Below are 22,061 nucleotides of genomic sequence, written 5' to 3' on the forward strand. Positions count from 1 at the left end.
GGGCTACAAGGGTGCATCCGCCCCTCCGGGGCAGCCTACGGTATCGCGTCATGTCCCTGCAGCAGTCCGTTCCCGTCGCCGCTCCCCGGCCCTGGTATCGCCAGACCTACGCGCAGGTGCTGGTCGCCATCGCCCTCGGTGCCGTGCTGGGTCACTACTGGCCGGCCTTCGCCGAGTCGCTCAAGCCACTGGGCGACGCCTTCATCAAGCTGGTGAAGATGATCATCGCGCCGGTGATCTTCCTCACCGTGGTCACCGGCATCGCCGGCATGCCTCATCTCAACGCGGTCGGCCGCGTGGTGCTGAAGGCGATGCTCTACTTCCTCGTCTTCTCGACCCTGGCGCTCATCGTCGGCATGGTCGTGGCCAACGTGGTGCAACCGGGCGCGGGCCTGAACATCGATCCCGCCACCCTGTCGACGAAGGAGATCGCCACCTACACCACCAAGGCCCACGACATCTCGCTGACCGCCTTCCTGCTGGACATCATTCCGGACACCGTGGTGGGCGCGTTCACCTCGGGCAATATCCTGCAGGTGCTGCTGTTCGCCGTGCTGTTCGGCATCTCGCTGACACTGGCCGGCGAGCGCGGCAGGCCCGTGGTGTCGTTTTTCGAAGCCCTGACCGCGCCCGTCTTCACGCTGGTGCACCTGCTCATGAAAGCCGCACCCATCGGTGCCTTCGGCGCCATCGCCTTCACCATCGGCCGCTACGGCATCGAGTCGCTGTCCAACCTGCTGTTCCTCGTCGCCACCTTCTACGGCACGGCCATCCTGTTCGTGGTGGTGGTGCTGGGCACCGTGGCAAAGTGCGCGGGGTTCTCCATCTTCCGCCTGATGCGCTACCTGAAGGCCGAACTGCTGCTGGTGCTGGGCACCTCGTCCTCGGAAGCGGCCCTGCCCTCGCTGATGGAGAAGATGGAGCGCGCGGGCTGCGACAAGTCGGTGGTCGGCCTGGTGGTGCCCACCGGGTACTCGTTCAACCTGGACGGCACCAACATCTACATGACGCTGGCCGCGCTGTTCATCGCGCAAGCGACCAACACACCGCTCACCCTCGGCGAACAGGTGACCCTGCTGCTGGTGGCCATGGTCAGCTCCAAGGGAGCGGCGGGCGTGACCGGCGCCGGCTTCGTCACGCTGGCGGCCACGCTCTCCGTGGTGCCCTCGCTGCCCGTGGCGGGCATGGCGCTGATCCTGGGCGTGGACCGTTTCATGAGCGAATGCCGCTCGCTGACCAACTTCATCGGCAATGCGGTGGCCACCGTCGTCGTCGCGCGCTGGGAGGGAGCACTGGACCGGGAGGCGCTGGATGCGGCGCTGTCGCCGGAAGCGTCGAACTACGTCACCCGGACTGACCTGGCCGGGTGACGTAGTCGCCGGTCACTTGAAAGTGCAGGCTTCGCTCGTCGACTGCGTGCAGGTTTCCTTCCCCGCGGCGACGCTTTTCCACGCCTTGGCGTTCGCCGGCGACACCGCGTTGCCTTCCATGTCGAGACTCATGCGGAGGCTGTTGCCGTCCGTGGCCTTGTAGTCACACGACGCCCAGTGTTTATCCTTGCTGTTGACCAGCGAGGCACCGGCAAAGGACAACCCCTCCAAGTGAAGTTTCGCGTCGTCGTATTGCGAGACCTCACCCTTCCAGGTGTGAGCGCCGGACACGGCCTCATAGGCAATATCGCCATCCTTCGTCTCGCCGTTCTGCCTGATCGACCCGGCAGCCGGGCAGGACATATCCGCGGCGGCGGCGTGGGTGGCCCAGGCGGTCATGGCGATGGCCATCGCCAGCGAAACCGTCATCGTCTTCGTGCTGCTCATTGCACACTCCCTATGCGCCTTGCGGCTGGTGATCCACCTTAACGCCACACAGGGACGGCGGACGTTCTCGGGCAAAACGTACACCTCGCCACATTGGCTTGGCTAACATGGCCTTGACGCTTGCCTTCCGTAAAAGGGCAACGATTTCTTCGGCCCCAGATGAACGGCTCCCTAGCCCGGGAAGCGCGTCATGCCTCCGCGCACTCAAGACATGGTCCGGGCCGCCGATGTCATGAGGAACGCCCCGAGGCCACCTGCCTTCCATGCCTGTCCAGCACGCCCGCCACACCAACCTGCGCGCCGTCCTCGCCCAACTGGACCGGGAAGGCATCGCCGGCTTTCCCGACCAGGCCGAGTACCTCGGTAGCGTCACCTCCGGACACCTGGCCGCCATGGTGAATGGCGACCCGATCGAGACGCTGTTTTCCGAACATGTGGAGTGGGCACTGCACCGCCGACGCGGCTGGATGGACGAGTTGCACGACGACGATCCGCTCGACGGGTGAGCCGGCTGGATTCAGTTTCAAGCGGCTGTATCACCATCGCTTCACGCCCGGCTGGCAACCCTCGCTTCCTCAAAGTCGAGGTCACCCATGGAAAGCTTCCCGCCGGAGCTGCTGCACCTCGCCTTGCAGAGCGCCGACCTGGGCATCTGGCAGCTCGATCTGCGATCGGATGAGGAAACGCTGCGCTCGCTACGACACGACCAGATGTTCGGCTACGAGGTACTCCAGCCGCGCTGGAGCCTGGCGATAGCGCTGGAGCACGTGCTCGAGGACGACCGCGAAATGTTCTCCGCCGCCTTCCGCAGCGCCCTTGTCGAGGGCACCCTGCGTTGCGAGGTCCGCGTGAAATGGCCCGACGGGTCCATCCACTGGATCGCGCCGCTGGGCCGCACGGAGTTCGGGACGGACGGCCAACCGCTGCGGATATGTGGCGTGGTGGCCGATGTCACCACACGCCGGCAACTGGAAGCCCAGGCGCTGCAAAAGAACAAGATGGTCGCCATCGGCGAGTTGACCGCCGGCATCGCGCACGATTTCAACAACGTCCTGCAAGGGCTGGCCGGTTCGTTCGACTTGCTCAACGTCTTTATCGCCAAGGGCAGGCTCGACGAATGTGGGCGCCTGGCCGCCCGCGGTGGCGAGCTCGTCGACCGCGCTGCCCGCATGACGCACCGGCTGCTCGCCTTTTCGCGACGCGCACCGCTCAATCCACGGCCGGTCGACCTCGGACGACGCCTGCCTGCCATCGCCGCGCTGTTGCGCCCCGGCCCGGGCCAGGAGGGCCGTGTGGAGGTATCGGTCGAGCCGGCATTGCCCGAGGTGCACGTCGACGACGCGCAACTCGAAGTCGCCCTGTTGAACCTGCTGTTCAATGCGCGCGATGCCTCGCACGTCAACGGTCGTATCCAGCTGCGCGCGCGGCGCACCGTCGTTCCGGGCGACCTGCATGAAAGCCTGCCCTTGTCCGGCAAGCACGGGTTCGCGTTGATCGAGGTCACCGACTCGGGCGTCGGCATTCCCCAGGACAGCCTGGAACGCATCTTCGAGCCGTTCTTCACGACCAAGCCGCAAGGCGCCGGTACCGGACTGGGGCTATCGCAGGTGCATGGCTACGTGCACCAGTCCGGTGGCGCCATCGACGTTGCCAGCGTGATCGGCGTCGGCACGCGCGTGCGCATCTGGCTGCCGCTGGCGTCCGACGAAAGCGCGACCGCCGGCACGTCATATCTCACCGAAACCGCGTCGCGTCCGTCCCGCCGGGCCGTGGTGCTCCTGGTGGACGACGAGGCGCACGTGCGCGAGCCCCTGGCGGAACTGCTACGCGAAGCGGGCCACGACGTGACGTCCGTGGCGGACGCGCAAACGGCGATGGCCACGTTGGCCACGCGCATGGACTGGGATCTGGTGGTGAGCGACATCGGCCTGGAAGGACCGACCGACGGCTGCGAGCTGGCACGACAGTGCCATGACCGCCTGCCCGGCATGCCGGTGCTGCTCATCACCGGCTACGCCGGCGACGACCTGGACACGCGACTGCCAGGCGACACCGCCGTGCTGGTCAAGCCCTTCACGGCGAGGTATTTCATGCGTGCGATCGACAACTGTCTCGGTGCGACGGCCGATGGAAGACCACGATAAGGACGACCCGTTCCATGAGTCGCGCGGCTGGCCTTATCCATCCGTTCAATCGTTCGATGACGGCACGCATCGCTGCCAGCAGGCCAGACCGTTAACGCTTCGCTTCAAGCGCGGCGACGGCGTTTCGGCCCATGGCCCATACCTGCTCCAGTGCCTGCTGCATGCGCGGATACACCGCGTCGTGCCGGCCCACCTGGACGGTGTCGCCGCGATGGTCGACGACCTCGAACGAGCCTACGTAACCTGGCCCCTCGGGCGCCGGCTCGGTATGGAGTATGCAGCGGTAGTTGCTGTACATCGTACAAATGTACACCATTCACCCACTTTCTGCATCCCCATCAGGCTCGCGGACCGTCACGTCCGAAACGTTTCCCAGCTCCCGTCCGCACGCTCGATCTTGACGATGGCGGCGCCGCCGGCATTCTCGATCATCCGCGCGTGTTCGGCCGCAAATGCCACCGCCGCATGCTCCGTCTCGACTTCCTTCTCGGGGCGGCCGTCCGATCGCACCCGCCAGCGTCCGCGGACCGTTGCCGGCGGCGCAATATAGATGACCACCTCACTCAAGGTGCTCACATGTTCGCTCATAGCGCGCTCCGTATTTCGTGCAGAAACGGGCGCCGCACAGGGCGCCCGCGCGGTTCGTCTCACGCTGCCTTTTCGGCCTTTGCCTGCGTCGAGAGGCGCTCGCTCAACATGGTGAGCTTTTCGTCCGCGGCTTTCTCTTCCGCAAGAGTTTCAAGCAGAAGCGGAACAGCATCCTTGTAGCCAAGCTGCTTGGCCATGGCGGCAAGGGTGCCGTACGACGCGATCTCGTAGTGCTCGACCTTGTTCCCACCACCGATCAGCGCCGCGTCGCGCAGCGGGCCCGCCTCTACCGTTTCGATGACTTCCTTGCCCTCTTCCACCAGACCTTCCATGGCGGCACATTTGATGCGCTTGAGGCGAATATCGAGTAATTCAACGATCTGGTCGATGCGCTCTACCTGACCCTGGGTTTCTTCCAGATGGGACGTGAAAGCTTCCTTGAGTTCGGGTGCCGTCGAGGCACGAGCCATGCGCGGCAGGGACTTGGTCAGCTGCTTTTCGGCGCTGTAGATGTCGGACAGTTCGTGAATGAAGAGTTCTTCGATGGTCTTGATCGTCATGGGGGCTTTCCCGTTGGGATGAGCCTCCAACGTACTCCGCAAGTTGTCACGAAGGACTCGGTTCGCGGTGAAGAAAAAGGTTTCAGCGTCGTCGCACGGAAGGCCCGGACAGCCCCAGCAGGTGCCGCGTAGACGGAAAGCGCCGAAGCAGCCCATGCTCGGCCAGAAGCACCAGCACCATCGTGACGCCCAGCAGGGGCAGCAGCAGTCCCAGCACGACAAGCAGCGCGACGATCAACCGGGGGTACCGCGCGCCCGCGTGTGCCGGCGGCGCACCCAGCGTGCCTGCGGGACGACGCCGCCACCACAGCACGACGGCGCTGGTGGACAGCGTCAACAGGCCAAGCGCCGTCACTACGCCGAGTAACTGATTGAGCGGCGCGAACAGCTGTCCCTCGTGGATAGCCACGCCGTAGCCGATCAGCCGATCCAGCAAGGGGTGATCGGCGAAGGCGGTGCGGCGGGTTACCGTCCCGGTGGCGGCGTCCAGGACGACATCCACGCGCTGTGGCCGATTCTGCGTGTCGGACCGGGCCGTCCAGTTCGGCTTGAGTTTTGAAGGTGGCGCGATCAGCACCGGTGGCGGAAGGGCAAGGGCAGCCACCGTCGGCACCAGTCGGTCGATCGCCCCATAGTCGGGACCACCGCCCATCGGCATGTCCATCGCCATGCCGTGATGCATCGCGTGTTCATCGGCAATCGGTGTGTTGGCGGCGCGATTCGTCGCCCGTTCGGCCGCGCTGCCGAGCGTCCAGTCGGGCGCCGCGGCAGAGGCGGCGTAGGCCTGTCGCACCGTTTGCAACATGCCGCCCCAGGATTTGCTCCAGGGAAGTCCTGACACGAGCAGGAACAACGCCATCAGCGAAATCCAGCATCCCGTGACCGCGTGGAGGTCACGCCAGAACACGCGGCCACCGGCATTCAAGCGCGGCACAAGCGTGCCCATGACGCGACCGCCGCGCGGCCACCAGAGGTAAAGACCGGACAGCAACATCAGTATCGTCCACGACGCCGCCAGCTCCACCAGCATCGAGCCCTTCGTCCCCAGCAGCAGTTCGCCGTGCAGGTAGAAGATCACCCGCATGAACCGATCGTCCTCGCCGACCACGCCAAGCACTTTCGCGCTGGAGGGGTCGACGAACACACGGGTGACATGGGCGCCCTTCCCCACCAGCACCCGGGTCGCGGCCGTGGGGCTGGACGGCAGCTCGTAGGCGTTGAGTACCGTACCGGGCACCGCCGCTAGTGCTGCCGCTATTTGTGCCGAGGCCGGCCGGGCCGGGCCGTCGGTGACATGCGCGTACTGCCTTTCCAGAAACGGTTCGATCTGCGGCTTGAACAGGTAGATCATGCCGGTGGTGGCCAGCCAGACGATGAACGGCAGGCAGAACAGCCCGGCATAGAAATGCCAGCGCCAGATGAGGCGGTAGGTGGCGCGGGACGATGATGTCGCTGCGTGGGTCATCGGAGAGTTCGGTTGACGGATCAGAAGTTGATGCTGGCAAGCAGCTTGCCCTGCCAGTGCGGCACCAGCTGGTTGCCGTTGACATGCTGGAAGACGGGTCGCTCCACATCCGCGTAGAGGCGGAACGCGCGGACTTTCAACTCCACCGCCGGGGAAACGAGCACGCGCTCGTAGCCGCTGTCGCCCGGTGCGGCGTTGAGGCCATGGTCCTTGGCGCGCAAGGACACCAGCGCCTGGACGATCGGCGTGACCTGCGCGCCGCCCGCGAACGTCCACCCTGCAGGGTAGATCCCGAACGCGCTGTCCAGCTCCGTGCCGGGGCGATAGCCTGCCCGCGTGTTCATCGCCTGGTCCAGCTGTGTCTGCGCAAAACCGCCCCAGGAGCCGGTACCGAAGTAGGTCTGGTGATAGCCACCCAGAAGGATATCCGTCGTGCCCGTGCCGATGGCCGTATCCCGGTCGAAGCCCTTGTAACGCCAGTCGCCGGTGGCGAGCTTGAGACCGAAGACCAGCCCCGACGACATATCGCCCGAAAAGCCCGTATACATCCCCATGATGCGGATGTCGCCCAGCGCGGCGTGATCGTGGCTGCCCACCACACCCGTGTCATCGTCCGTGGTCGTGAAGTGCCGTGCCGTATAGGGCACTTCGACCTGGAGGCCCCATGCCCGGCTGAACATGTGCTGCCACCCGGCCAGGTAGAACTCGCTGCGGATGTGCTTGTCGTCGTTCTGCCCCGCGGGTGCGGACGAACTACCCGCCCAGTTCCGCGGCTGGTCCAGGTAACTGTATTGAAGGGAAAGCGTGTTCCTGGCGCCGTTGGGCAGCAAGCCCCCCGTGCCGACATCGAAAATACCGCAGCCACACGCACAGGCATGTGCGGAGAGCGAGCCCAGCGAAAGGGAAACGACGAGCGCAGCCGAAAGCGCGCGGGTCAGGCAAGATCTGTACATAACCGGAAACCCCAGCAAGGCGCATGGGCGCCTGCAGCGAACGAGGAAGACGCCGTACAGCGACGGCGGGCCGAATCGTCAACCGCGGGCGCTGGGGGGACCGCGCGGAAGCGTGGCGCCGGGAGGCAGCGCGTGAGCCCATGCCATCGTCGGGAGACTGCGGGTCGCTGTCGCGGCCGCCACGGGAACGGACAGGACCACCGACGCCGTCGGGACCAGCGGCTGCTGCGCGGCGAGCGCGCAATAACCGCAGGCCTCACCGTGATGCAGCGGATCGGGCTTGTCCGGGTGCGGATCGCTCGGCCCCTGACCGGTACACCAGGCACCCAGGTCGAGCCAGGACGCCTCGACGGTGAGGGCCCGGGACACGGACGGCGCCACGAGGTTCAGGCACAGCGCGGCGAATGCCAGCCATGCAAACCACCTGCGTTGCGATGCCCGTGAAAACACCTCGGAACTCCCGAACCCTGGACCCATATCCAGATCATGGCATAGTTCGCCGGCCCAGCGTTTACGACGGATGCGTGGATGCGCTGGCGGTTCGCGCGTCGCCTCCGGATCCGTGCACGCTTTTCATGACTCGGGCACGTCGGTGGTCGAATGGTCCCGTTGCCTGCGCCGATAGGCCGGCCATTCCCCCAGGCGAAGATCTTCCGGCACGTGACGCACATGCTTGGCGCGGCCCAGGCGCTGTGCGTGATAAATGCCCGTATGCCCCGAGAACAGGTAGCTCGCCACGCAGGCGATGGCCGCAAAAGGTGCGATCGCCGGACCGAACAGTTCGATGGCCATCACCGTGGTGGCCAACGGGGTGTTGGCCGCGCCTGCGAACACGGCGACGAAACCCAGGCCCGCCAGCATGGCAAACGGAAGATGCAGCAGCGGCGCCAGGCTGTTGCCCAGGGTGGCGCCGATGAAGAACAACGGTGTGACTTCGCCGCCTTTGAATCCGGCCCCCAGCGAGGCCACCGTATAGCCGAACTTCCCCACGCTGTCCCACCACGGCAGGGGGTGATCGAACGCCGCGACGATCGTCGGAATGCCCAGGCCGATATAAGCCTGCGTATGAAGCACGTAGACCGATCCGGCGATGACCGCGCCACCCACGAAGGGTCGCAACGGCGGATAACCGACCAGCCGTTTCATCAGCGCCCCCATCCCATGAGTCGCCTTGGCGAACAGCAGGCCGACCAAGCCGAAGGCGATGCCGGCGACGATAACCGCAGCCACGGACCAGGCCGTCAGCGGGGCGACGGTACCCACGACATACACGGTGTGGTGAACGCCCCAGGCCAGGCACACATGGTCCGCGACGATCGCCGCGATGACGCAAGGAAACAGCGCGTCGTAACGCAGGCGGCCGATCGCCAGCACTTCCAGCCCGAATAGCGCCCCGGCAAGCGGGGTACCGAAGACGGCGGCAAAGCCGGCGCTCATGCCAGCCATCAGCAGCACCCGGCGATCCTCCGGCCGCAGTCGGCACAGCACCGTGACCTGATCCGCCAGGGCACCACCCATCTGCACGGCGGTGCCTTCGCGCCCGACCGAGGCCCCGAACAGATGCGACACCACCGTGCCGATGAAGACCAGCGGCACCATGCGGCGCGGGATCACCTTCCGGGGGTCGTGGATCTCGTCGATGATCAGGTTGTTGCCGGCCTCCACCGGCTTTCCCAGCCGGTCATAGGCCCAGCCCACGACCAAGCCGGCGACGGGCAGCAGCACCATGATCCAGGGCGTGGCTTCACGCGTCCGCGTGGCCCAGTCCAGACTGAGCAGGAACCCGGCCGAGGCCGTGCCGGCCAGCACGGCGGCGGCACAGGCGAGCAACAGCCATTTGCCGATATAAGGGAAGAGTTCCCATTGTTCGAGGGAGCGAAAGGCGCGCATCGGGCGTCCAGATCGGAGGAAACCACCTGGGCGGGGCTGCGGCACGCGTGCCTACATCCCCGGGAAACCCAGGACATGTAGGCATCATCAGCCCCCGAGGGGGCGGTTCGCGGAGGAATGCCATCTCCGTGGTGGGGAGCGTAAGTGGCGCCTGCGGCGGCGTCAACCGTGTGTGCCGGAGTCACGCAAGGCGCCAGGCCCGTATCGTTTCGCGGAGCGGGCCCTGGCAAGAACCATCAAATGGCGGGCCGGCATCCCCCGTATCATTCGCCGATACCACGGGGAAAGGGACATGGCCGCCGTCCAACGCGCAGTCTGGTACATCGAAAGTCATTCGGGCGACGAACTCTCGCTGGGTGATGTCGCGGATGCTGCAGGGGTATCGGCCTTTCACCTTGCACGCCTCTTCCGTGCCGCCACGGGCTGGTCCGTCGCCCGCTATATCCGCGTGCGTCGACTGAGCCAGGCCGCCGCCGATCTTGCCGCGGGTGCACCGAACATCCTTCCTGTCGCTTTGTCATCCGGCTACGGCTCGCATGAAGCGTTCACCCGCGCGTTCCGCGATGCATTCGGGTTGCCGCCAGAGGACGTGCGCAAGCGCGGTCACGTCGAGGGGCTCGCGACACTCGCCCCCATGCGTGTGATGGAAGAGCCGGTGGGCCCGGCGCCGATGCTGCGCACGGAAGAGATCGGCCCGCTGCTGCTGACCGGCATCGACGCGTCTTACCTGTCCAGCGACACGGCGGGCATCCCATCGCAGTGGCAGCGCCTGCACACCGAACAATCGCTCGGTACATGCCAGTACACCTATGGCGTGTGCCGCACGACGGATGACGAAGGCCGGCTGGATTATCTTGCCGGCTACGAGGTCGATAACGTCGGCCAGGCACCCCGCGGATATCGGCGGCTGCGCCTGCCCCGCCAGCGGTACGTCGTTGCCCGTCATGCAGGCCACATCGGCTCCATCCCCCGTACCTGGCGGGCCTTGCTAAGCGACTGGCTCCCCGCCGCGGGCTTCGTCCCGATCGATGCCCCCGACTTCGAACGCTACGACGCCTTGTTCAATCCGGCGACCGGTTACGGCGGCGTCGATATCTGTATCCCCGTGGAAGGAGTGAGTCGCACATGCTGAAAGCGAGCTTGATACGCAGCGTCGCCGCACTGGGGCTTTCGATCCTGGGGGGACAAGCCATAGCCGCCGTGGGCGAAACCCACCGATCCACGACCACGCCCACTGCCGCACTGCGCCATGCCGACGGATCGTCGGCCGTGGCCATCACCGTGTGGTATCCGGCCGATGAGGGTGCCCGTGAAACGCCTCTGGTCATCGGGCCGGCCGACGCCCCGCTGTTCGTGACGGGACGCGCCGCCGCGGAGGCGCCGCTGGCGAAGGGGCGCTATCCCGTGGTGCTGCTTTCGCACGGCTTCGGCGGCACGGCCCGCATGATGGCCTGGTTCGGCACGGCACTCGCCCGCGCAGGCTTCGTCGTCATCGCCGTGGACCACCCGGGAAGCAACGGACGCGAGCCGATCACGGCGAATGGCGCCGCATGGTGGTGGGAGCGCGCAGAGGACCTGAAGGCCGCCTGGAACACGGTCAAGGCCGACCCCGAACTGTCACCGCACATCGACGGCACGCGCCTTGGCGTCGCGGGCTTCTCGGCCGGCGGATTCGCTGCGCTCGTCGCGGGTGGCGCGCGCGTGGATGTTCGACACTTCGCCGACTTCTGCCAGAAGCACCCCGACGATGGCGTGTGCGCACCCCAGCTCGAAGCGCCCGACCTGACGGCACGCGACATCGGCGCCTGGTTGAAGGATCCGGACATGCAGGCGCGCTTCAAGGATGCCGCCGGTGACCATGCCGTGCCGGGCGTACGTGCCGTCTTCGTCATGGCGCCTGCGATCGTGCAGGCCCTGGCCACGGATTCACTTCGCCGCATGCCGGTGCCCGTGTCGATCCTCGTGGGTACCGCGGACACCGTGGCGCCCGCGGCAACCAATGCCGATGTGGTGGCGACGTTGGTTCCTGGGGCGAAGGAACAACGTCTGCAGGGTGCGACCCACTACGACTTCCTGGGCAACTGCCAGCCGGCCGCGACGAAGGTCGTGCCGCAGTGCGCAAAGGCAACGCATCAGGACCAGGCGCACGCTGCGGCGATAGCTCAGGCGATTGCGGTGTTTCGAGGGGCGCTTCGGTAGGCTTGGCTCGGTCGAAGAAGCCGCGCAGATAACTATTCACGCTTGACCTGAGGCGGTCGTGGCTTAGAGTGAAAATCCCCCACAGGAGCAAACGTTATGGACGGTCTGATGGCGGATCTCGTCGGCTTGGAGGTCGAACTCCATACGCCTATGACTCGCAGGGACCGCGCGCGTCTGGGCGAGCTCTTGCACGATGATTTTCGAGAGATCGGTCGTTCCGGGGCAACGTATGGTCGGCAGGAAGTGCTCTCATCCCTTCCGGATGATTTATCCGAGGCAACGATCAAGGCCGACCGGTTTCGAGCGGAGCTTCAGTGCGACAGTCTAGTTTTGCTGACCTATCGAACCGTCCGCATCGGGGAAGATGGTGCTGTCGCCGCACACACACTGCGGAGTTCACTGTGGCAACGGTCAGGCGACCGGTGGCAAATGCGATTCCATCAGGGAACTCCGACGACTCCCTTCGATCTGGACACCGCCTGAGCGTGCGAATGTCATCAGTTGGGAACCAGTAGCTCATCCGGGACCAAGAGTTCGTCGACGTTACGTATTCCCACCTCGTGGTTCGGACGCACACCCAGCACCTCCCCCGTCACACGCTGCACCACCGAATGGTCCTGCTCGATTGGCGTCTTTGTCCGCTTATCGATGGCCGGCATGTCCGGCCGCGGGATAAAGAGCAGATGCCCCTGGTAACTGCGTACCTCGATGCCCGCGGCATAGTGGATAGGGCCGACGTCGAGGGCGTGGTCGAGTACACCGGACCACGTCACCACATCGCCGTGAGGACCGTTCAGGCGCATGCTCAGCGGCCGCAGGTCAAGGCCCAGAAGCCGGGTGGCCGCATCGTCAGACGCCACGTCCCATTCCCCCTCCTTCGTGGAAAACACCTTGACAGGTCCCGGCCAGACGATGCCACCGATGGTGCTGCCCGGTGCCAGCATGCAGCTTTCCAGGCGCCACTTTGACAAGGTGAAGTGAGCACCGAAGGGAAAGCGGAACTCGACCTTGCCGGGCTCGCATCGCCAGCCTTGCACGTCCGCCGCGGCCATCGTCTCCACCGTCGCATTGCCATGGCCTTGCCACAACGCCAGACGTCGCACGCGCATCCCCAGGATGCTTCCCGGCGCCCGATCGAACTCGGCGTGCTTGAGGCTTTGCATGCCATACGGCATGGGATCGCCGCTCAGGTCGTTGAAGGGTTTCAGGTATTCGAGATAGACCTGCGTGCCCGCCGGCAGCACCAGCTCGCCCAGCACTTCCTCGTGGTCCAGACGCGGATGGTGTGCGCGCTCGTCGAGCCACGCCTCGCCCACGATGGTGACGACGGGCGCGCTGACGACCGCCAGGCCGACGACCAGCACGCCGAACCGCCAACGCCGTGCGAGCATGTAGCGCCTGAAACGCGGAATCAGGAAAGCCAGCAGGCAGACGATCAACAGCCCAAGCGAAACCAGGGACACCATGAAGATCATGGAGCCGATCAGCATGGCCTGCATATTCATGGGGATCATGGATGTTGTTGTAGACCTCACGACAGGAAGCGCAGGATAATTCACACATGAGAAATACGCAGAACACATGAAATCCTCAGGCCTGCGGAAGTACGCGATATGGCTCGCCGCGGTCAGCTATAGCGGCGTCAGCAACGCCGCCACGCTGCCGCAGGGTTGGGCCATCGTGCCATGCGCTACCGAGGACATCGACGGCGGTCTGCCTAAAGCGCTGCAGTCGCCGCAATTGGCGAAGGATGGGCAACGGCTCGACGAGGTAGACATCGTCGTCGCCCTGCCGTTTGACCAGGTCTTGCCGATGGTCGTCGCTGCACTGAAACACCTGGGCCCCTTGCATGAGGAAGCCGGACGAAACCCGTTGTCCAGGATGGATGACGCGTGGGGCGACGTGCTGTTGACGCGGCGCCCCGATCTCGTAAAAGACCTCGTGCGCCGATTCGACCTGCCCAGGCTGGAACAGGACGTTCGCGACGGCGCACTGGTGGCGTCGGAGATTCCCGATCGCATGGCCCGGATGGAGCGATCCATGCGCTTTCGATCGGACAGTGAGCGCATGGCTCTGTTGACCGAACAGTTCGCGTACTGGAGCGGCAGCGCCGAACGCAGTCACGGTGCCTTGGGCCGCAGCACCAGTATCGCCATCGCCAACGTGACGCAGCTCGACGCTGTGCTCGGTCACCCCGCCACGGCGGTTCATCTGACGCGGAATGACGACTACCCAAATCCCAGGGGCGGGATCATAGGCCAGATGCGCAATGCGGCCGGTCTGAACATTTTCAGTCCGGGCCCGCCGAAGCGCCTGCACCGCAGCAGCGTGCCGGAGGACCTGTTCGGCCCGGTCTTCGACGCGTTGAGCACGCTGCCCCACGCCGACGTGGAGCTTGGCTTGAGTGCGGAGCATTGGCGAGCACCCTCCCCGCCCGGCCCCGCGCCGACCGAGCCGAAGCTCACGGCGCCGGACGCCCACGCGGAGGTGCTCGAAGCGCAAGCGATCGTGTCGTTCAAGGCCATGAATGACTTCGCGGTGCTCGCCGACGGCAGCGTCTTGCTCGTTCGCCGTTATCCGCAAGCACTGCTTCACTGGTCGCCTCATGCCAGCGGCGAGCCGCGGGAGCTGTGGACGCCGTCGACATTTTTCACCAAGTGGCTGTTGTCGCGCGAGGCGAATGGGCAAGCCGCGTACATGACGGCCGATGGGCTCGTCATGCGCTTCGACGCGACGACCGGGTCGCTGGCGAAGCATCCCATGGCATTCGACACCGCGACCGAGCCGGATGACGGGTACATGAGCTACTTCCACGACGGCCATGGCGTGCCGTTGACGTACCGCCACGACTATCGCGCAGGCCGCGATACGCTCGATGTATGGCAAGCGGTCGCGCCACCGATGGCCGATGGCACGCGCTGGCCATACACGCTGCGTTTTGCCTCCCCCCGCCAGGACATGATGAAAGGTTCCATGCGCGGTAACGGGCAGATCAAGCCGGTGCGCTGGGACGGCGCAATGGCCAATACATGGGTCGAAGACGTCTACGGGCTGACCGAACTCGATGGCAAGACGGGCCGCGTGCGGCGCGTCGTGACCTTGCCGCGTCGCTTCGGCGAGGTGGACCCCACCGACGATACCGGCATGGCGCAGTGGACACCGGAGCCCTTCGGCTCCGTCAAGGGCGGCTGGATCGCGGTCGGCTTCGTGCTGATGGAAGGGAAGACGCGCCATCCCGGCGTGCATGTCGTCGACGTCGCCAGTGGCAAGCTGCGCTACTCGCTGACCTTGCCCGGGCAGGATTCACTGGGAACAGCGGTCGGCTCGCCCGACGGTCACCGGCTGGCCCTTGGCCCCGGTACCGGCAAGACCGTTGCAGTGCTATGGAACCTGGATAGCGGCCGCTCGCTCACGCTGCAAGCGGACGCTGCGGGATGCCGGGGGCTTACGCAACTCCAGTGGAGCCCGTCCGGGCAGCGTCTGTGGGGACGCTGCGAGAACGGACTTGTCGCCTGGGACGTGCCTTCCGACGGGTGAAGGCACCTCGCGTCACGTTCAGGGACGTGTCGCCCCACTCTCGGCTTATCGCGTCAGAAACTCGGCTTGCTGGCATGCGACGCTTCGATAAATTGTATGCGTGCATCGGACCAGGCCGGGTCCGTTAGCGTCATGTGGACCTGGCTGAGCGTGAGCACGGCCTGAGGGGTCACGCTGCATCCCATGCCCGCATTGCGACTGGGATTAACACACCATTGCATCGGCAGCTTATTGGGTGCGTTGGACTGCTCGCCATATTTCTCCAAGGCCGCTTTAGCCATGGCCTGAGAGTTCTGCGTGGACCAGGGCAGCTCGTAATCGATCTGCGAGACGACAAGAGGGCGTGCCTTATCGACCGGAACCCGGCCCTCAAAATGAACCGTCACCTTGGCCCCGTCTTTCTCGTAAGCCACATAACTGGGCAGCTTTGTATGAGTGACCGGATTTTCACCGGGATAGGGATCTTGCTTGATATCGGAAGATGCAGCATGAAAATGCGCAGCCAGCGCCGTGCGCGCTTCGTTGAAATCCATGCCGGTTTTAACGCCCGCCACGTCCAGCGTGCGCGCATCGACTGACCGATGCGCATCGGCGGCGTGAGCGGCCGACAGCGAGGCACCGCCTGCCGCACAAAGGCAAAAAATAGCTACATGCTTCAACATCCTTTTCCATTTCCTCTTGTACCGGACCATTGGATTTTTCAGCCCGAACGACTTGCCATGGATGTCCCGGACGTACTTCCCATGACATCTATCGCGCGAAGTACGTCGTCGCAACGTCATCAGATCTAGCCCGCAAGAATAGCCATAACGGCTTGGCGATGTCTTGGTAAAACTAGTACTCCCATTGCGGGTAAGCCGATGCGCGTGTGCGATCTGTTGCGCGCCGAGGGCTTCACCGCCTCGATCACGCTACCGCATGACGGCTGCCAGACGGCCGGTCTTGAAGGGTTAACTGCCGATCAGCACGGCCGCATCCGGGCTTCTCGCACGCGCCGCATCCGTCATCCGCGACATGGCCTCGGCAATAAATCTCTGTTCGGCTTCGGAGGTTGGGAAAAGGCGGCGAGGAAGGACCATGGCGCTGCTCTGGACCAGAAACACCCAGTATTTGCGGGTTTGAAAGAGATCCGTGACGCAACGCCAATTGGCGGTCATCTTCAGGTCGCCCAAATCATAGACTAGCGCCTCAGGGGTTAAGCGAAGCGTGAGCGGCTGCTCGTATGCCTGACCTCGCGTAGCAAGAGCCTTCCGCATGGAAGAGCTGGCCAGTCTTTGGATTATCAGCAAGCCCACCCAAGCGCCAATGAAGGCGAACTCGACCGACATCGCGGCCGCGGTCCATGATCCCGACACCCATCCCCCGACAGGGATGCCGATCACCAACATACAGATCAACAGGACCAGTTTCATCTGCCGTGGTGATACGCCTCTTCGACCCTTGATATAGGCCATGGCGCTAATGGATTCACCGGCCGTCATATCTCCTGTTACTTCCATTCTGGTTCCTTCAAGCAGCTTTGGGCGACACTGGCGTGACTGCGTTTGAGCGGTCGTTAGGACGCAGTGCGAGTGAAATGCACGCAGCACCGAGTAACAACCGAAGACGAGATCATACGACGCAGGTGAATATAGGAGAAATTGATTGGACTTGCATTTACAAGAGCGTAAGCCTATCGATTTACCGGCTTTTCGTGCCGAAACCGGGCGTACCCGATGCCTTTGTTGGTTGGGGCGTCTTCGGTTGTAACCGAGCCGTGGCATGCTTGGCCTTTCGTTGATGATCGGTCGGGTCGTGCTCATGGGTCTGCCTGGGAAAACATCATGACGCCGTCCGCCATCGATCCCGGCACGATTTCCGCGCGGCTCGATCGACTGCCGGCCACGCGGTCGATCTGGAAGCTGGTGGTGCTGTTGAGCCTGGGTTTCTTTTTCGAGCTGTACGACCTTCTCTACACCGGGTATGTCGCGCCGGGACTGGTCAAAGGCGGCCTGCTGACATCGACGACGCAAGGCCTGTTCGGCACCACGGGTGTAGCGAGTTTCATTGCCGCACTGTTTGCCGGGCTGTTCGTCGGTACCCTTGCGTGCGGTTTCCTCGCCGACCGTTTCGGGCGGCGCGCGATCTTCACCTATTCGTTGCTGTGGTACACGCTGGCGAATGTCGTGATGGCGTTCCAGCACACCGCCTACGGCCTCAATCTCTGGCGGTTCATCGCGGGCGTGGGAATCGGCGTCGAGCTGGTCACGATCGGCACCTATATCTGCGAACTGGTGCCGAAGCACGTTCGCGGCCGCGCGTTCGCCTGCGAACAAGCCATCGGCTTCACTGCGGTACCTGTGGTCGCCTTCCTGTCGTACCTGCTGGTGCCGCGTGCCCCGTTCGGAATCGACGGCTGGCGTTGGGTCGTGCTGATCGGCGCGCATGGTGCGCTGTTCGTCTGGTGGATTCGCCGGGCCTTACCGGAGAGCCCCCGATGGCTCGCGCAGCAAGGGCGATTCGACGAAGCAGACCGTGTCATGCGCACGCTCGAAGCAAGGGTCGAAGCGGAGGCAGGGTATCCCTTGCCTCCGCCCGCGCCCGCCTTGCCGATACGTGCGCAGGGGCGTTTCGCCGATCTGTGGGTCACGCCGTACCGGCGTCGCACGCTGATGCTGGCGACCTTCAACGTGTTCCAGACCATCGGGTTCTATGGCTTCGCCAACTGGGTGCCGACGCTGCTGGTCAAACAGGGCATCACCGTCACGACGAGCCTGATGTACTCGACGCTGATCGCGCTCGCCGCGCCGGTCGGACCGTTGATCGGTCTGTTCGTCGCCGACCGTTTCGAACGAAAAACGGTCATCGTGCTGATGGCCGCGGCAAGCATCGTCTGCGGCCTGTGGTTCAGCCAGGCGGCCGGGGCGGTGCTGCTCGTGAGCCTCGGTATCTGCCTGACGCTCGCCAACAACATCATGTCGTACAGCTATCACGCGTATCAGTCCGAGCTTTTCCCGACGAGCATCCGCGCGCGCGCCGTCGGGTTCGTGTATTCGTGGAGCCGCTTCTCGGGGATTTTCACGGCTTTCCTGATCGCCGCGGTCCTTGGGCAATTCGGCACGGTCGGCGTGTTCGTGCTTATCGCGGGCGCGATGGCGGTCGTCATCCTGGTTATCGGCCTGATGGGACGACGCACCCTTGGCATCCCGCTCGAAGCGATTTCCCAGTAGCTATTGTCGCCCCCCCGTTAGTTAGGGCCAACCATAACCCGAGGCGGCCGGATCATTTGCTGCCTGAACTCGGCAGGCGTCAACCCACCAAGGCTGTCGTGGGGTATCTCGCGGTTGTAGTCGGTCAACGGAAGTCGCATCCGCTACTGCCGGCGGAGCGCGACGCGCGCGCTCAGATGCTGGCCGCACTGAAGGCACTACACCTCGACGTTGAACCACTGCATCCGGATCTAGGTCGCCCGGCAGGGGCCTGCCGCATGCCTACGAAGCGACGTTACCGGACGCGTTCCCGCCGCGAGACTATCGATCCAGTCCACTGGGCGATCCTCAACGATGCGCATCACCGGAGGATGCCAACCCCTTCGCGCTGCTCGATGGCAACGACTACAAAGCGATGCTCCCGCTCTGGATGGAGCATCGAAAAGAGGTACTGGCCGACTGGATCGCAGCGAATCCGGGGACACGACCGTCGTTGAGGTGTAAGTACGATGCACCACGGCTCGACGCTAGCGCGCTGGGGCTTTGGTCGCGCACGGTGATGGCGCCGCGCTTGATCGAGTTACGCCGCAAGCTACGCGGCGAAGGGGAACCGCTGCACGAGGTCCTGAACTACGTGCCCGCGCACGACTACGGCATCCCGGCGTGGTGCGGCAATCCCGCCGACACGCCAACGTTCGAACCTCAGCGCACCTACCTGAAGCGTCACGGCTTGCTTCTCCCGGCAGACCGCGCCCCATCGACGAGCCGTTTCCGCATCCGTTGCGCGTGGAGCCCTCGGAGCGATGGAAGTGGGTGCAAAATCAGCTCCGGTATCGTAATGATTGAGGTCGCCCGGCGGCGCTTGGTCAATCCCGACATACAACTCAGCACCTCAGTTCTATCACTTCTAGAGCCTTTGTGGTGCCGAGCAGTAGTGGTTAACACCCTCTCATGTCGTGAGACGACTCCATCAGAAGCCAGATACCTTCAGATCTCGCGCATCAACACGAGCGGACGATCACGGACGTTCACGGTCGCTCATAGAAGCTCACAGACTGTCATTCGTGAACATTCTTACTTGTTTACGCAAGCTGTTGATACATCACAATTTGTGATGATCATAATTAAGTCATTCAGACACAAATAACAATCTGTTAACTTTATTTACGCGTCATGCCTTGCATTTCTTCCTGACGCCGTGCCACCATATGGCATCGGCCGCTCTCTTGCATGGGTACTGGCCGCTACGTCACAATGCGTTGCCGGCCATTATCTCGCAAGATGAAGGAGTACGTCATGAGCGAAAAGAGCATTAAGCCGCCGTACTCAACTTATCGAAGCTTTACCGGCCTCATAGACGAGCTGCGCAGCCATGACGTGATGCCGGGAGTTATAGATCGCAGCTTTCTTAGCAAGCGTTCAGGGTCAGAACAGTCCGCTCTAATCGCGACGCTTAAGTGGTTCGGGCTCACAGACGAGAATGGCGCGCCCACTGATCTCCTGCTCGACTTTGTCGTGGCCGACGAAGAAAAGTCTAAGTCGCTATTCAGTGAAATGGTCCGCACGTCCTATAGCGCCGTAACTGATGGCACCTTTTCACTTAAAAGCGCCACGACGAACATGCTCGCGGAGAAGTTCCGCGAGTACGAGATCAGTGGCTCTACGCTATCAAAGTCGATCAGCTTTTTTCTTTCCGCCACGAAAGACGCAGGCATCACGGTCAGCCCTCATGCGAAGGCTCCCGCCGCTCCAGCTAGCGCGGGAGGTAAGCGGAGGACCAAATCGTCAGCCAGTAAAGTCCCCGTTCCACCCCTCCCCCCCGCAAACCCACACGACGCCACGAGGCCGAAGCCGCCTAGGGACGACATGGTGAAGATCCCGATTCCGATCTTCGGCGGTCAGGATGGCGTGATCTACCTACCTGGGCAGATGACGGAGAAGCAGTGGGACCGAGTGATCAAGATGACGGAATTTATCTTGAAGAACTATCGCGACACTATGGGAGATGAGGCTACTGCCGACGAGGAGGACGTCTCATGACATTAGACCGTGGCCGCTCGCTGATGCTTACCGCCGCGAGAGGCCCAGATAAAGCAACGCCCCAACTCAAATACCCCGTCGCAAAACAGGCTTGAGTTGAGGCGCTAGGTAGGCAAACGCTGGTGAGATTCGTTCGGTGTTGATAGTCGCCTCGGGAAAGGTGAGTACCAACGAGTTCCGAACGACCTAGCCAGCATCACGGCAAGGTGGTCGAGGGCGTCCCTCTACCGGTTACCGCGGCCCATATAACGATGGGAAGTATACCCCCAACGACCCGGTAATTTCGATATCGCCCTCACAAACCGGCTTGTTGGAGGACATATGTCCACTGCCAAGACGGTGCATGTGTGCTCGTACACCCGCTTCCGTAAAGGACAGCTGGAATACGTTTGCACGCATTGGCGCAGCCCTCCGGGCTAAGCGCAGCACCCGGAAGGCGCCCTAACCGGCGTCTTCCGTTTTGCTGTCGCTCGTTGCACTCGACGATTTCCCTGACGCGTAGCCGCGCGGTGGAGACACCGCCGCGAACTGCTTAGCCCATATAGGCATGTGCAGGAGCGCGTCGCGCGAACAGCTCAGCACCTACCCCTGCCCGAACGACCGCGTAGGGCCGAGGCGTCGCGCGATCTACCCACACACTCGTCCGTAGCCGTCCGCTTGCAAGAGGAATACAGCATAGGGACGATAAATCGCAGGCAACAAAAAAGCCCCTTAATCCAGGGGCTTATTTGCGGAACTGGCGGAGAGGGTGGGATTCGAACCCACGGTTGGCTTTCACCAACGCCTGATTTCGAGTCAGGTACATTCGACCACTCTGCCACCTCTCCGTGAACGGTCGACGGCAGGGCTTTCGCTCTGCCGGGCCCGCAATGATAGTGGCTCTTCCTTGCCGTGACAACCGCCTTTTCATGCGGCATCCTGCTCGGGAAACCGGGGCCTGGCGCCCTCTCCTTTCGCTCACCAAGGCACCCATGATCGAGTTCGGACACGGCACGCATACCGGGTTGCGCCGTACGCGCAACGAGGACACCTATTACGCCGACGCCGGGCTGGGCCTGTTCCTGGTCGTGGACGGCATGGGTGGCCATCGGCATGGCGAGGTGGCTTCGGCCACGGCCCGCGATGGCGTGGTGGCCCAGGTGTCGGCCGGGCAGTCGCTGGTGGATGCCGTGCAGCGGGTCAACGAGGCGCTGATCGCCCGTTCCGTCGGCCTGCCGGAGTCGCGTCCCATGGGCACCACCATCGCCGCCGTGCGGATCATCGGGCGTGCCTACGAGGCAGCCTGGGTGGGCGACAGTCGCATCTACCGCTGGGATGGGGCGCTGGAGCGCCTGTCGCACGACCACTCCATCGTGGAGGCCCTGGTCGAGGCGGGCGAACTGACCGAAGCGCAGGCGCGGGCACATCCCCAGCGCAACGTGCTCACCCAGGCGCTGGGTATTACCGCGCCCGACCAGTTGCATATCGGCCTGGCCAAGGGCCAGCTCACCTCGGGAGCGCGGCTGTTGCTGTGCACCGACGGGCTCACCGACGAGGTGGCGGACGCGCGCATCGGCGAGATCGTGGCACGCACGGATATCGCCGCCCAGGAGGCCGTGGACCATCTGCTGCTCGAGGCCGTCTCCGGCACCGGCCGCGACAACATCACCGCCATCCTGCTGCGCGCCGCGAGCTAACCCG

21 protein-coding genes, 1 tRNA gene and 1 riboswitch are annotated in these 22,061 nt (G+C 63.9%); of the genes, 10 read left to right on the forward strand and 12 right to left on the reverse strand.

What is annotated here, in order from left to right; all coding sequences use genetic code 11:
* The first annotated feature begins 50 nt into the window (after positions 1 to 50).
* Entirely contained in the window at positions 51 to 1,370 is a 1,320-nt protein-coding gene (locus ACVKN3_RS15765) for a dicarboxylate/amino acid:cation symporter (RefSeq protein WP_354516411.1), read from the forward strand.
* 12 nt (positions 1,371 to 1,382) lie between these two features.
* On the opposite strand, the gene ACVKN3_RS15770 is transcribed toward ACVKN3_RS15765, so the two are convergent.
* Complete coding sequence (locus tag ACVKN3_RS15770; RefSeq protein WP_354516413.1) at positions 1,383 to 1,817, reverse strand: DUF3757 domain-containing protein; 435 nt, start codon at positions 1,815 to 1,817, stop codon at positions 1,383 to 1,385.
* Positions 1,818 to 2,080: 263 nt separating this feature from the next.
* Here ACVKN3_RS15770 and ACVKN3_RS15775 point away from each other — a divergent pair, with 263 nt between their 5' ends.
* A complete protein-coding gene (locus ACVKN3_RS15775) occupies positions 2,081 to 2,323 on the forward strand; it encodes a hypothetical protein (RefSeq protein ID WP_285400942.1) in 243 nt (80 codons plus the stop codon).
* 87 nt (positions 2,324 to 2,410) lie between these two features.
* Complete coding sequence (locus ACVKN3_RS15780) at positions 2,411 to 3,961, forward strand: PAS domain-containing hybrid sensor histidine kinase/response regulator (protein WP_354516415.1); 1,551 nt, start codon at positions 2,411 to 2,413, stop codon at positions 3,959 to 3,961.
* A 91-nt stretch (positions 3,962 to 4,052) separates the two neighbouring features.
* Here ACVKN3_RS15780 and ACVKN3_RS15785 read toward each other — a convergent pair whose 3' ends face one another.
* The 7 genes from ACVKN3_RS15785 to ACVKN3_RS15815 all read right to left on the reverse strand — a co-directional run bounded on the left by ACVKN3_RS15785 (position 4,053) and on the right by ACVKN3_RS15815 (position 9,417).
* Entirely contained in the window at positions 4,053 to 4,277 is a 225-nt protein-coding gene (locus tag ACVKN3_RS15785) for a hypothetical protein (RefSeq protein ID WP_354516417.1), read from the reverse strand.
* 38 nt (positions 4,278 to 4,315) lie between these two features.
* A complete protein-coding gene (locus ACVKN3_RS15790) occupies positions 4,316 to 4,549 on the reverse strand; it encodes a hypothetical protein (protein ID WP_354516419.1) in 234 nt (77 codons plus the stop codon).
* Positions 4,550 to 4,608: 59 nt separating this feature from the next.
* Positions 4,609 to 5,109, reverse strand: a complete 501-nt coding sequence (locus ACVKN3_RS15795) for a YciE/YciF ferroxidase family protein (protein ID WP_354516421.1) — start codon at positions 5,107 to 5,109, stop codon at positions 4,609 to 4,611.
* 82 nt (positions 5,110 to 5,191) lie between these two features.
* Positions 5,192 to 6,574 (reverse strand): PepSY-associated TM helix domain-containing protein, encoded by a 1,383-nt coding sequence (locus tag ACVKN3_RS15800; RefSeq protein ID WP_354516423.1) that lies wholly within the window; start codon positions 6,572 to 6,574, stop codon positions 5,192 to 5,194.
* Positions 6,575 to 6,594: 20 nt separating this feature from the next.
* Positions 6,595 to 7,527 carry a hypothetical protein gene (locus ACVKN3_RS15805; RefSeq protein WP_354516425.1) on the reverse strand — a complete coding sequence of 311 codons (933 nt, stop codon included), beginning with the start codon at positions 7,525 to 7,527 and terminating at the stop codon, positions 6,595 to 6,597.
* 78 nt (positions 7,528 to 7,605) lie between these two features.
* Positions 7,606 to 8,004 (reverse strand): DUF2946 domain-containing protein, encoded by a 399-nt coding sequence (locus ACVKN3_RS15810; protein ID WP_354516427.1) that lies wholly within the window; start codon positions 8,002 to 8,004, stop codon positions 7,606 to 7,608.
* Positions 8,005 to 8,100: 96 nt separating this feature from the next.
* Positions 8,101 to 9,417, reverse strand: coding sequence for a voltage-gated chloride channel family protein (locus tag ACVKN3_RS15815; protein WP_354516429.1), 1,317 nt, complete (start codon positions 9,415 to 9,417; stop codon positions 8,101 to 8,103).
* 71 nt (positions 9,418 to 9,488) lie between these two features.
* Positions 9,489 to 9,554: riboswitch (Fluoride riboswitch) on the reverse strand.
* A gap of 155 nt (positions 9,555 to 9,709) precedes the next feature.
* Here ACVKN3_RS15815 and ACVKN3_RS15820 point away from each other — a divergent pair.
* The 3 genes from ACVKN3_RS15820 to ACVKN3_RS15830 all read left to right on the forward strand — a co-directional run bounded on the left by ACVKN3_RS15820 (position 9,710) and on the right by ACVKN3_RS15830 (position 12,099).
* Entirely contained in the window at positions 9,710 to 10,549 is an 840-nt protein-coding gene (locus ACVKN3_RS15820) for an AraC family transcriptional regulator (protein WP_354516431.1), read from the forward strand.
* Positions 10,543 to 11,616, forward strand: a complete 1,074-nt coding sequence (locus ACVKN3_RS15825; protein WP_354516433.1) for an alpha/beta hydrolase family protein — start codon at positions 10,543 to 10,545, stop codon at positions 11,614 to 11,616. Before ACVKN3_RS15820 ends, ACVKN3_RS15825 begins: the two co-directional genes overlap by 7 nt.
* Positions 11,617 to 11,712: 96 nt before the next feature.
* On the forward strand, positions 11,713 to 12,099 hold the full coding sequence (locus tag ACVKN3_RS15830) for a nuclear transport factor 2 family protein (RefSeq protein WP_285400962.1): 387 nt from the start codon (positions 11,713 to 11,715) through the stop codon (positions 12,097 to 12,099).
* A 14-nt stretch (positions 12,100 to 12,113) separates the two neighbouring features.
* On the opposite strand, the gene ACVKN3_RS15835 is transcribed toward ACVKN3_RS15830, so the two are convergent.
* Entirely contained in the window at positions 12,114 to 13,121 is a 1,008-nt protein-coding gene (locus ACVKN3_RS15835) for a hypothetical protein (RefSeq protein ID WP_354516434.1), read from the reverse strand.
* Positions 13,122 to 13,197: 76 nt separating this feature from the next.
* On the opposite strand from ACVKN3_RS15835, the gene ACVKN3_RS15840 reads away from it, so the two are divergent.
* Positions 13,198 to 15,153 carry a WD40 repeat domain-containing protein gene (locus ACVKN3_RS15840; protein WP_354516436.1) on the forward strand — a complete coding sequence of 652 codons (1,956 nt, stop codon included), beginning with the start codon at positions 13,198 to 13,200 and terminating at the stop codon, positions 15,151 to 15,153.
* 53 nt (positions 15,154 to 15,206) lie between these two features.
* Here the strand turns inward: ACVKN3_RS15840 and ACVKN3_RS15845 are convergent, their stop codons facing one another.
* Both ACVKN3_RS15845 and ACVKN3_RS15850 read right to left on the reverse strand, forming a co-directional pair.
* Positions 15,207 to 15,815 (reverse strand): hypothetical protein, encoded by a 609-nt coding sequence (locus ACVKN3_RS15845; RefSeq protein WP_354516438.1) that lies wholly within the window; start codon positions 15,813 to 15,815, stop codon positions 15,207 to 15,209.
* Between the two features lie 288 nt (positions 15,816 to 16,103).
* Positions 16,104 to 16,652: a hypothetical protein gene (locus ACVKN3_RS15850; protein WP_354516440.1), complete on the reverse strand. Its 549-nt coding sequence runs from the start codon at positions 16,650 to 16,652 to the stop codon at positions 16,104 to 16,106.
* 324 nt (positions 16,653 to 16,976) lie between these two features.
* Here ACVKN3_RS15850 and ACVKN3_RS15855 point away from each other — a divergent pair, with 324 nt between their 5' ends.
* Positions 16,977 to 18,362, forward strand: coding sequence for an MFS transporter (locus ACVKN3_RS15855; protein WP_354516442.1), 1,386 nt, complete (start codon positions 16,977 to 16,979; stop codon positions 18,360 to 18,362).
* A gap of 1,275 nt (positions 18,363 to 19,637) precedes the next feature.
* On the forward strand, positions 19,638 to 20,381 hold the full coding sequence (locus ACVKN3_RS15860) for a DUF5343 domain-containing protein (protein WP_354516444.1): 744 nt from the start codon (positions 19,638 to 19,640) through the stop codon (positions 20,379 to 20,381).
* A gap of 737 nt (positions 20,382 to 21,118) precedes the next feature.
* On the opposite strand, the gene ACVKN3_RS15865 is transcribed toward ACVKN3_RS15860, so the two are convergent.
* A tRNA-Ser gene (locus ACVKN3_RS15865) sits at positions 21,119 to 21,208 on the reverse strand.
* Positions 21,209 to 21,352: 144 nt separating this feature from the next.
* Between ACVKN3_RS15865 and ACVKN3_RS15870 the strand changes: the two genes are divergently transcribed.
* Positions 21,353 to 22,057: a PP2C family protein-serine/threonine phosphatase gene (locus ACVKN3_RS15870; protein ID WP_285400981.1), complete on the forward strand. Its 705-nt coding sequence runs from the start codon at positions 21,353 to 21,355 to the stop codon at positions 22,055 to 22,057.
* Positions 22,058 to 22,061 lie beyond the last annotated feature (4 nt).

Source organism: Luteibacter sp. PvP120, from assembly GCF_054055715.1.

Bases quoted from the DNA above. Each gene is read 5' to 3' on its own strand.
- ACVKN3_RS15825 (WP_354516433.1), top strand. From the start codon at position 10,543: ATGCTGAAAGCGAGCTTGATACGCAGCGTCGCCGCACTGGGGCTTTCG.
- ACVKN3_RS15850 (WP_354516440.1), bottom strand. From the start codon at position 16,652: ATGGAAGTAACAGGAGATATGACGGCCGGTGAATCCATTAGCGCCATG.
- ACVKN3_RS15795 (WP_354516421.1), bottom strand. From the start codon at position 5,109: ATGACGATCAAGACCATCGAAGAACTCTTCATTCACGAACTGTCCGAC.
- ACVKN3_RS15780 (WP_354516415.1), top strand. From the start codon at position 2,411: ATGGAAAGCTTCCCGCCGGAGCTGCTGCACCTCGCCTTGCAGAGCGCC.
- ACVKN3_RS15840 (WP_354516436.1), top strand. From the start codon at position 13,198: ATGAAATCCTCAGGCCTGCGGAAGTACGCGATATGGCTCGCCGCGGTC.
- ACVKN3_RS15830 (WP_285400962.1), top strand. From the start codon at position 11,713: ATGGACGGTCTGATGGCGGATCTCGTCGGCTTGGAGGTCGAACTCCAT.
- ACVKN3_RS15810 (WP_354516427.1), bottom strand. From the start codon at position 8,004: ATGGGTCCAGGGTTCGGGAGTTCCGAGGTGTTTTCACGGGCATCGCAA.
- ACVKN3_RS15845 (WP_354516438.1), bottom strand. From the start codon at position 15,815: ATGTTGAAGCATGTAGCTATTTTTTGCCTTTGTGCGGCAGGCGGTGCC.
- ACVKN3_RS15815 (WP_354516429.1), bottom strand. From the start codon at position 9,417: ATGCGCGCCTTTCGCTCCCTCGAACAATGGGAACTCTTCCCTTATATC.
- ACVKN3_RS15835 (WP_354516434.1), bottom strand. From the start codon at position 13,121: ATGAATATGCAGGCCATGCTGATCGGCTCCATGATCTTCATGGTGTCC.
- ACVKN3_RS15820 (WP_354516431.1), top strand. From the start codon at position 9,710: ATGGCCGCCGTCCAACGCGCAGTCTGGTACATCGAAAGTCATTCGGGC.
- ACVKN3_RS15805 (WP_354516425.1), bottom strand. From the start codon at position 7,527: ATGTACAGATCTTGCCTGACCCGCGCGCTTTCGGCTGCGCTCGTCGTT.
- ACVKN3_RS15870 (WP_285400981.1), top strand. From the start codon at position 21,353: ATGATCGAGTTCGGACACGGCACGCATACCGGGTTGCGCCGTACGCGC.
- ACVKN3_RS15765 (WP_354516411.1), top strand. From the start codon at position 51: ATGTCCCTGCAGCAGTCCGTTCCCGTCGCCGCTCCCCGGCCCTGGTAT.
- ACVKN3_RS15770 (WP_354516413.1), bottom strand. From the start codon at position 1,817: ATGAGCAGCACGAAGACGATGACGGTTTCGCTGGCGATGGCCATCGCC.
- ACVKN3_RS15785 (WP_354516417.1), bottom strand. From the start codon at position 4,277: ATGGTGTACATTTGTACGATGTACAGCAACTACCGCTGCATACTCCAT.
- ACVKN3_RS15775 (WP_285400942.1), top strand. From the start codon at position 2,081: ATGCCTGTCCAGCACGCCCGCCACACCAACCTGCGCGCCGTCCTCGCC.
- ACVKN3_RS15790 (WP_354516419.1), bottom strand. From the start codon at position 4,549: ATGAGCGAACATGTGAGCACCTTGAGTGAGGTGGTCATCTATATTGCG.
- ACVKN3_RS15860 (WP_354516444.1), top strand. From the start codon at position 19,638: ATGAGCGAAAAGAGCATTAAGCCGCCGTACTCAACTTATCGAAGCTTT.
- ACVKN3_RS15855 (WP_354516442.1), top strand. From the start codon at position 16,977: ATGACGCCGTCCGCCATCGATCCCGGCACGATTTCCGCGCGGCTCGAT.
- ACVKN3_RS15800 (WP_354516423.1), bottom strand. From the start codon at position 6,574: ATGACCCACGCAGCGACATCATCGTCCCGCGCCACCTACCGCCTCATC.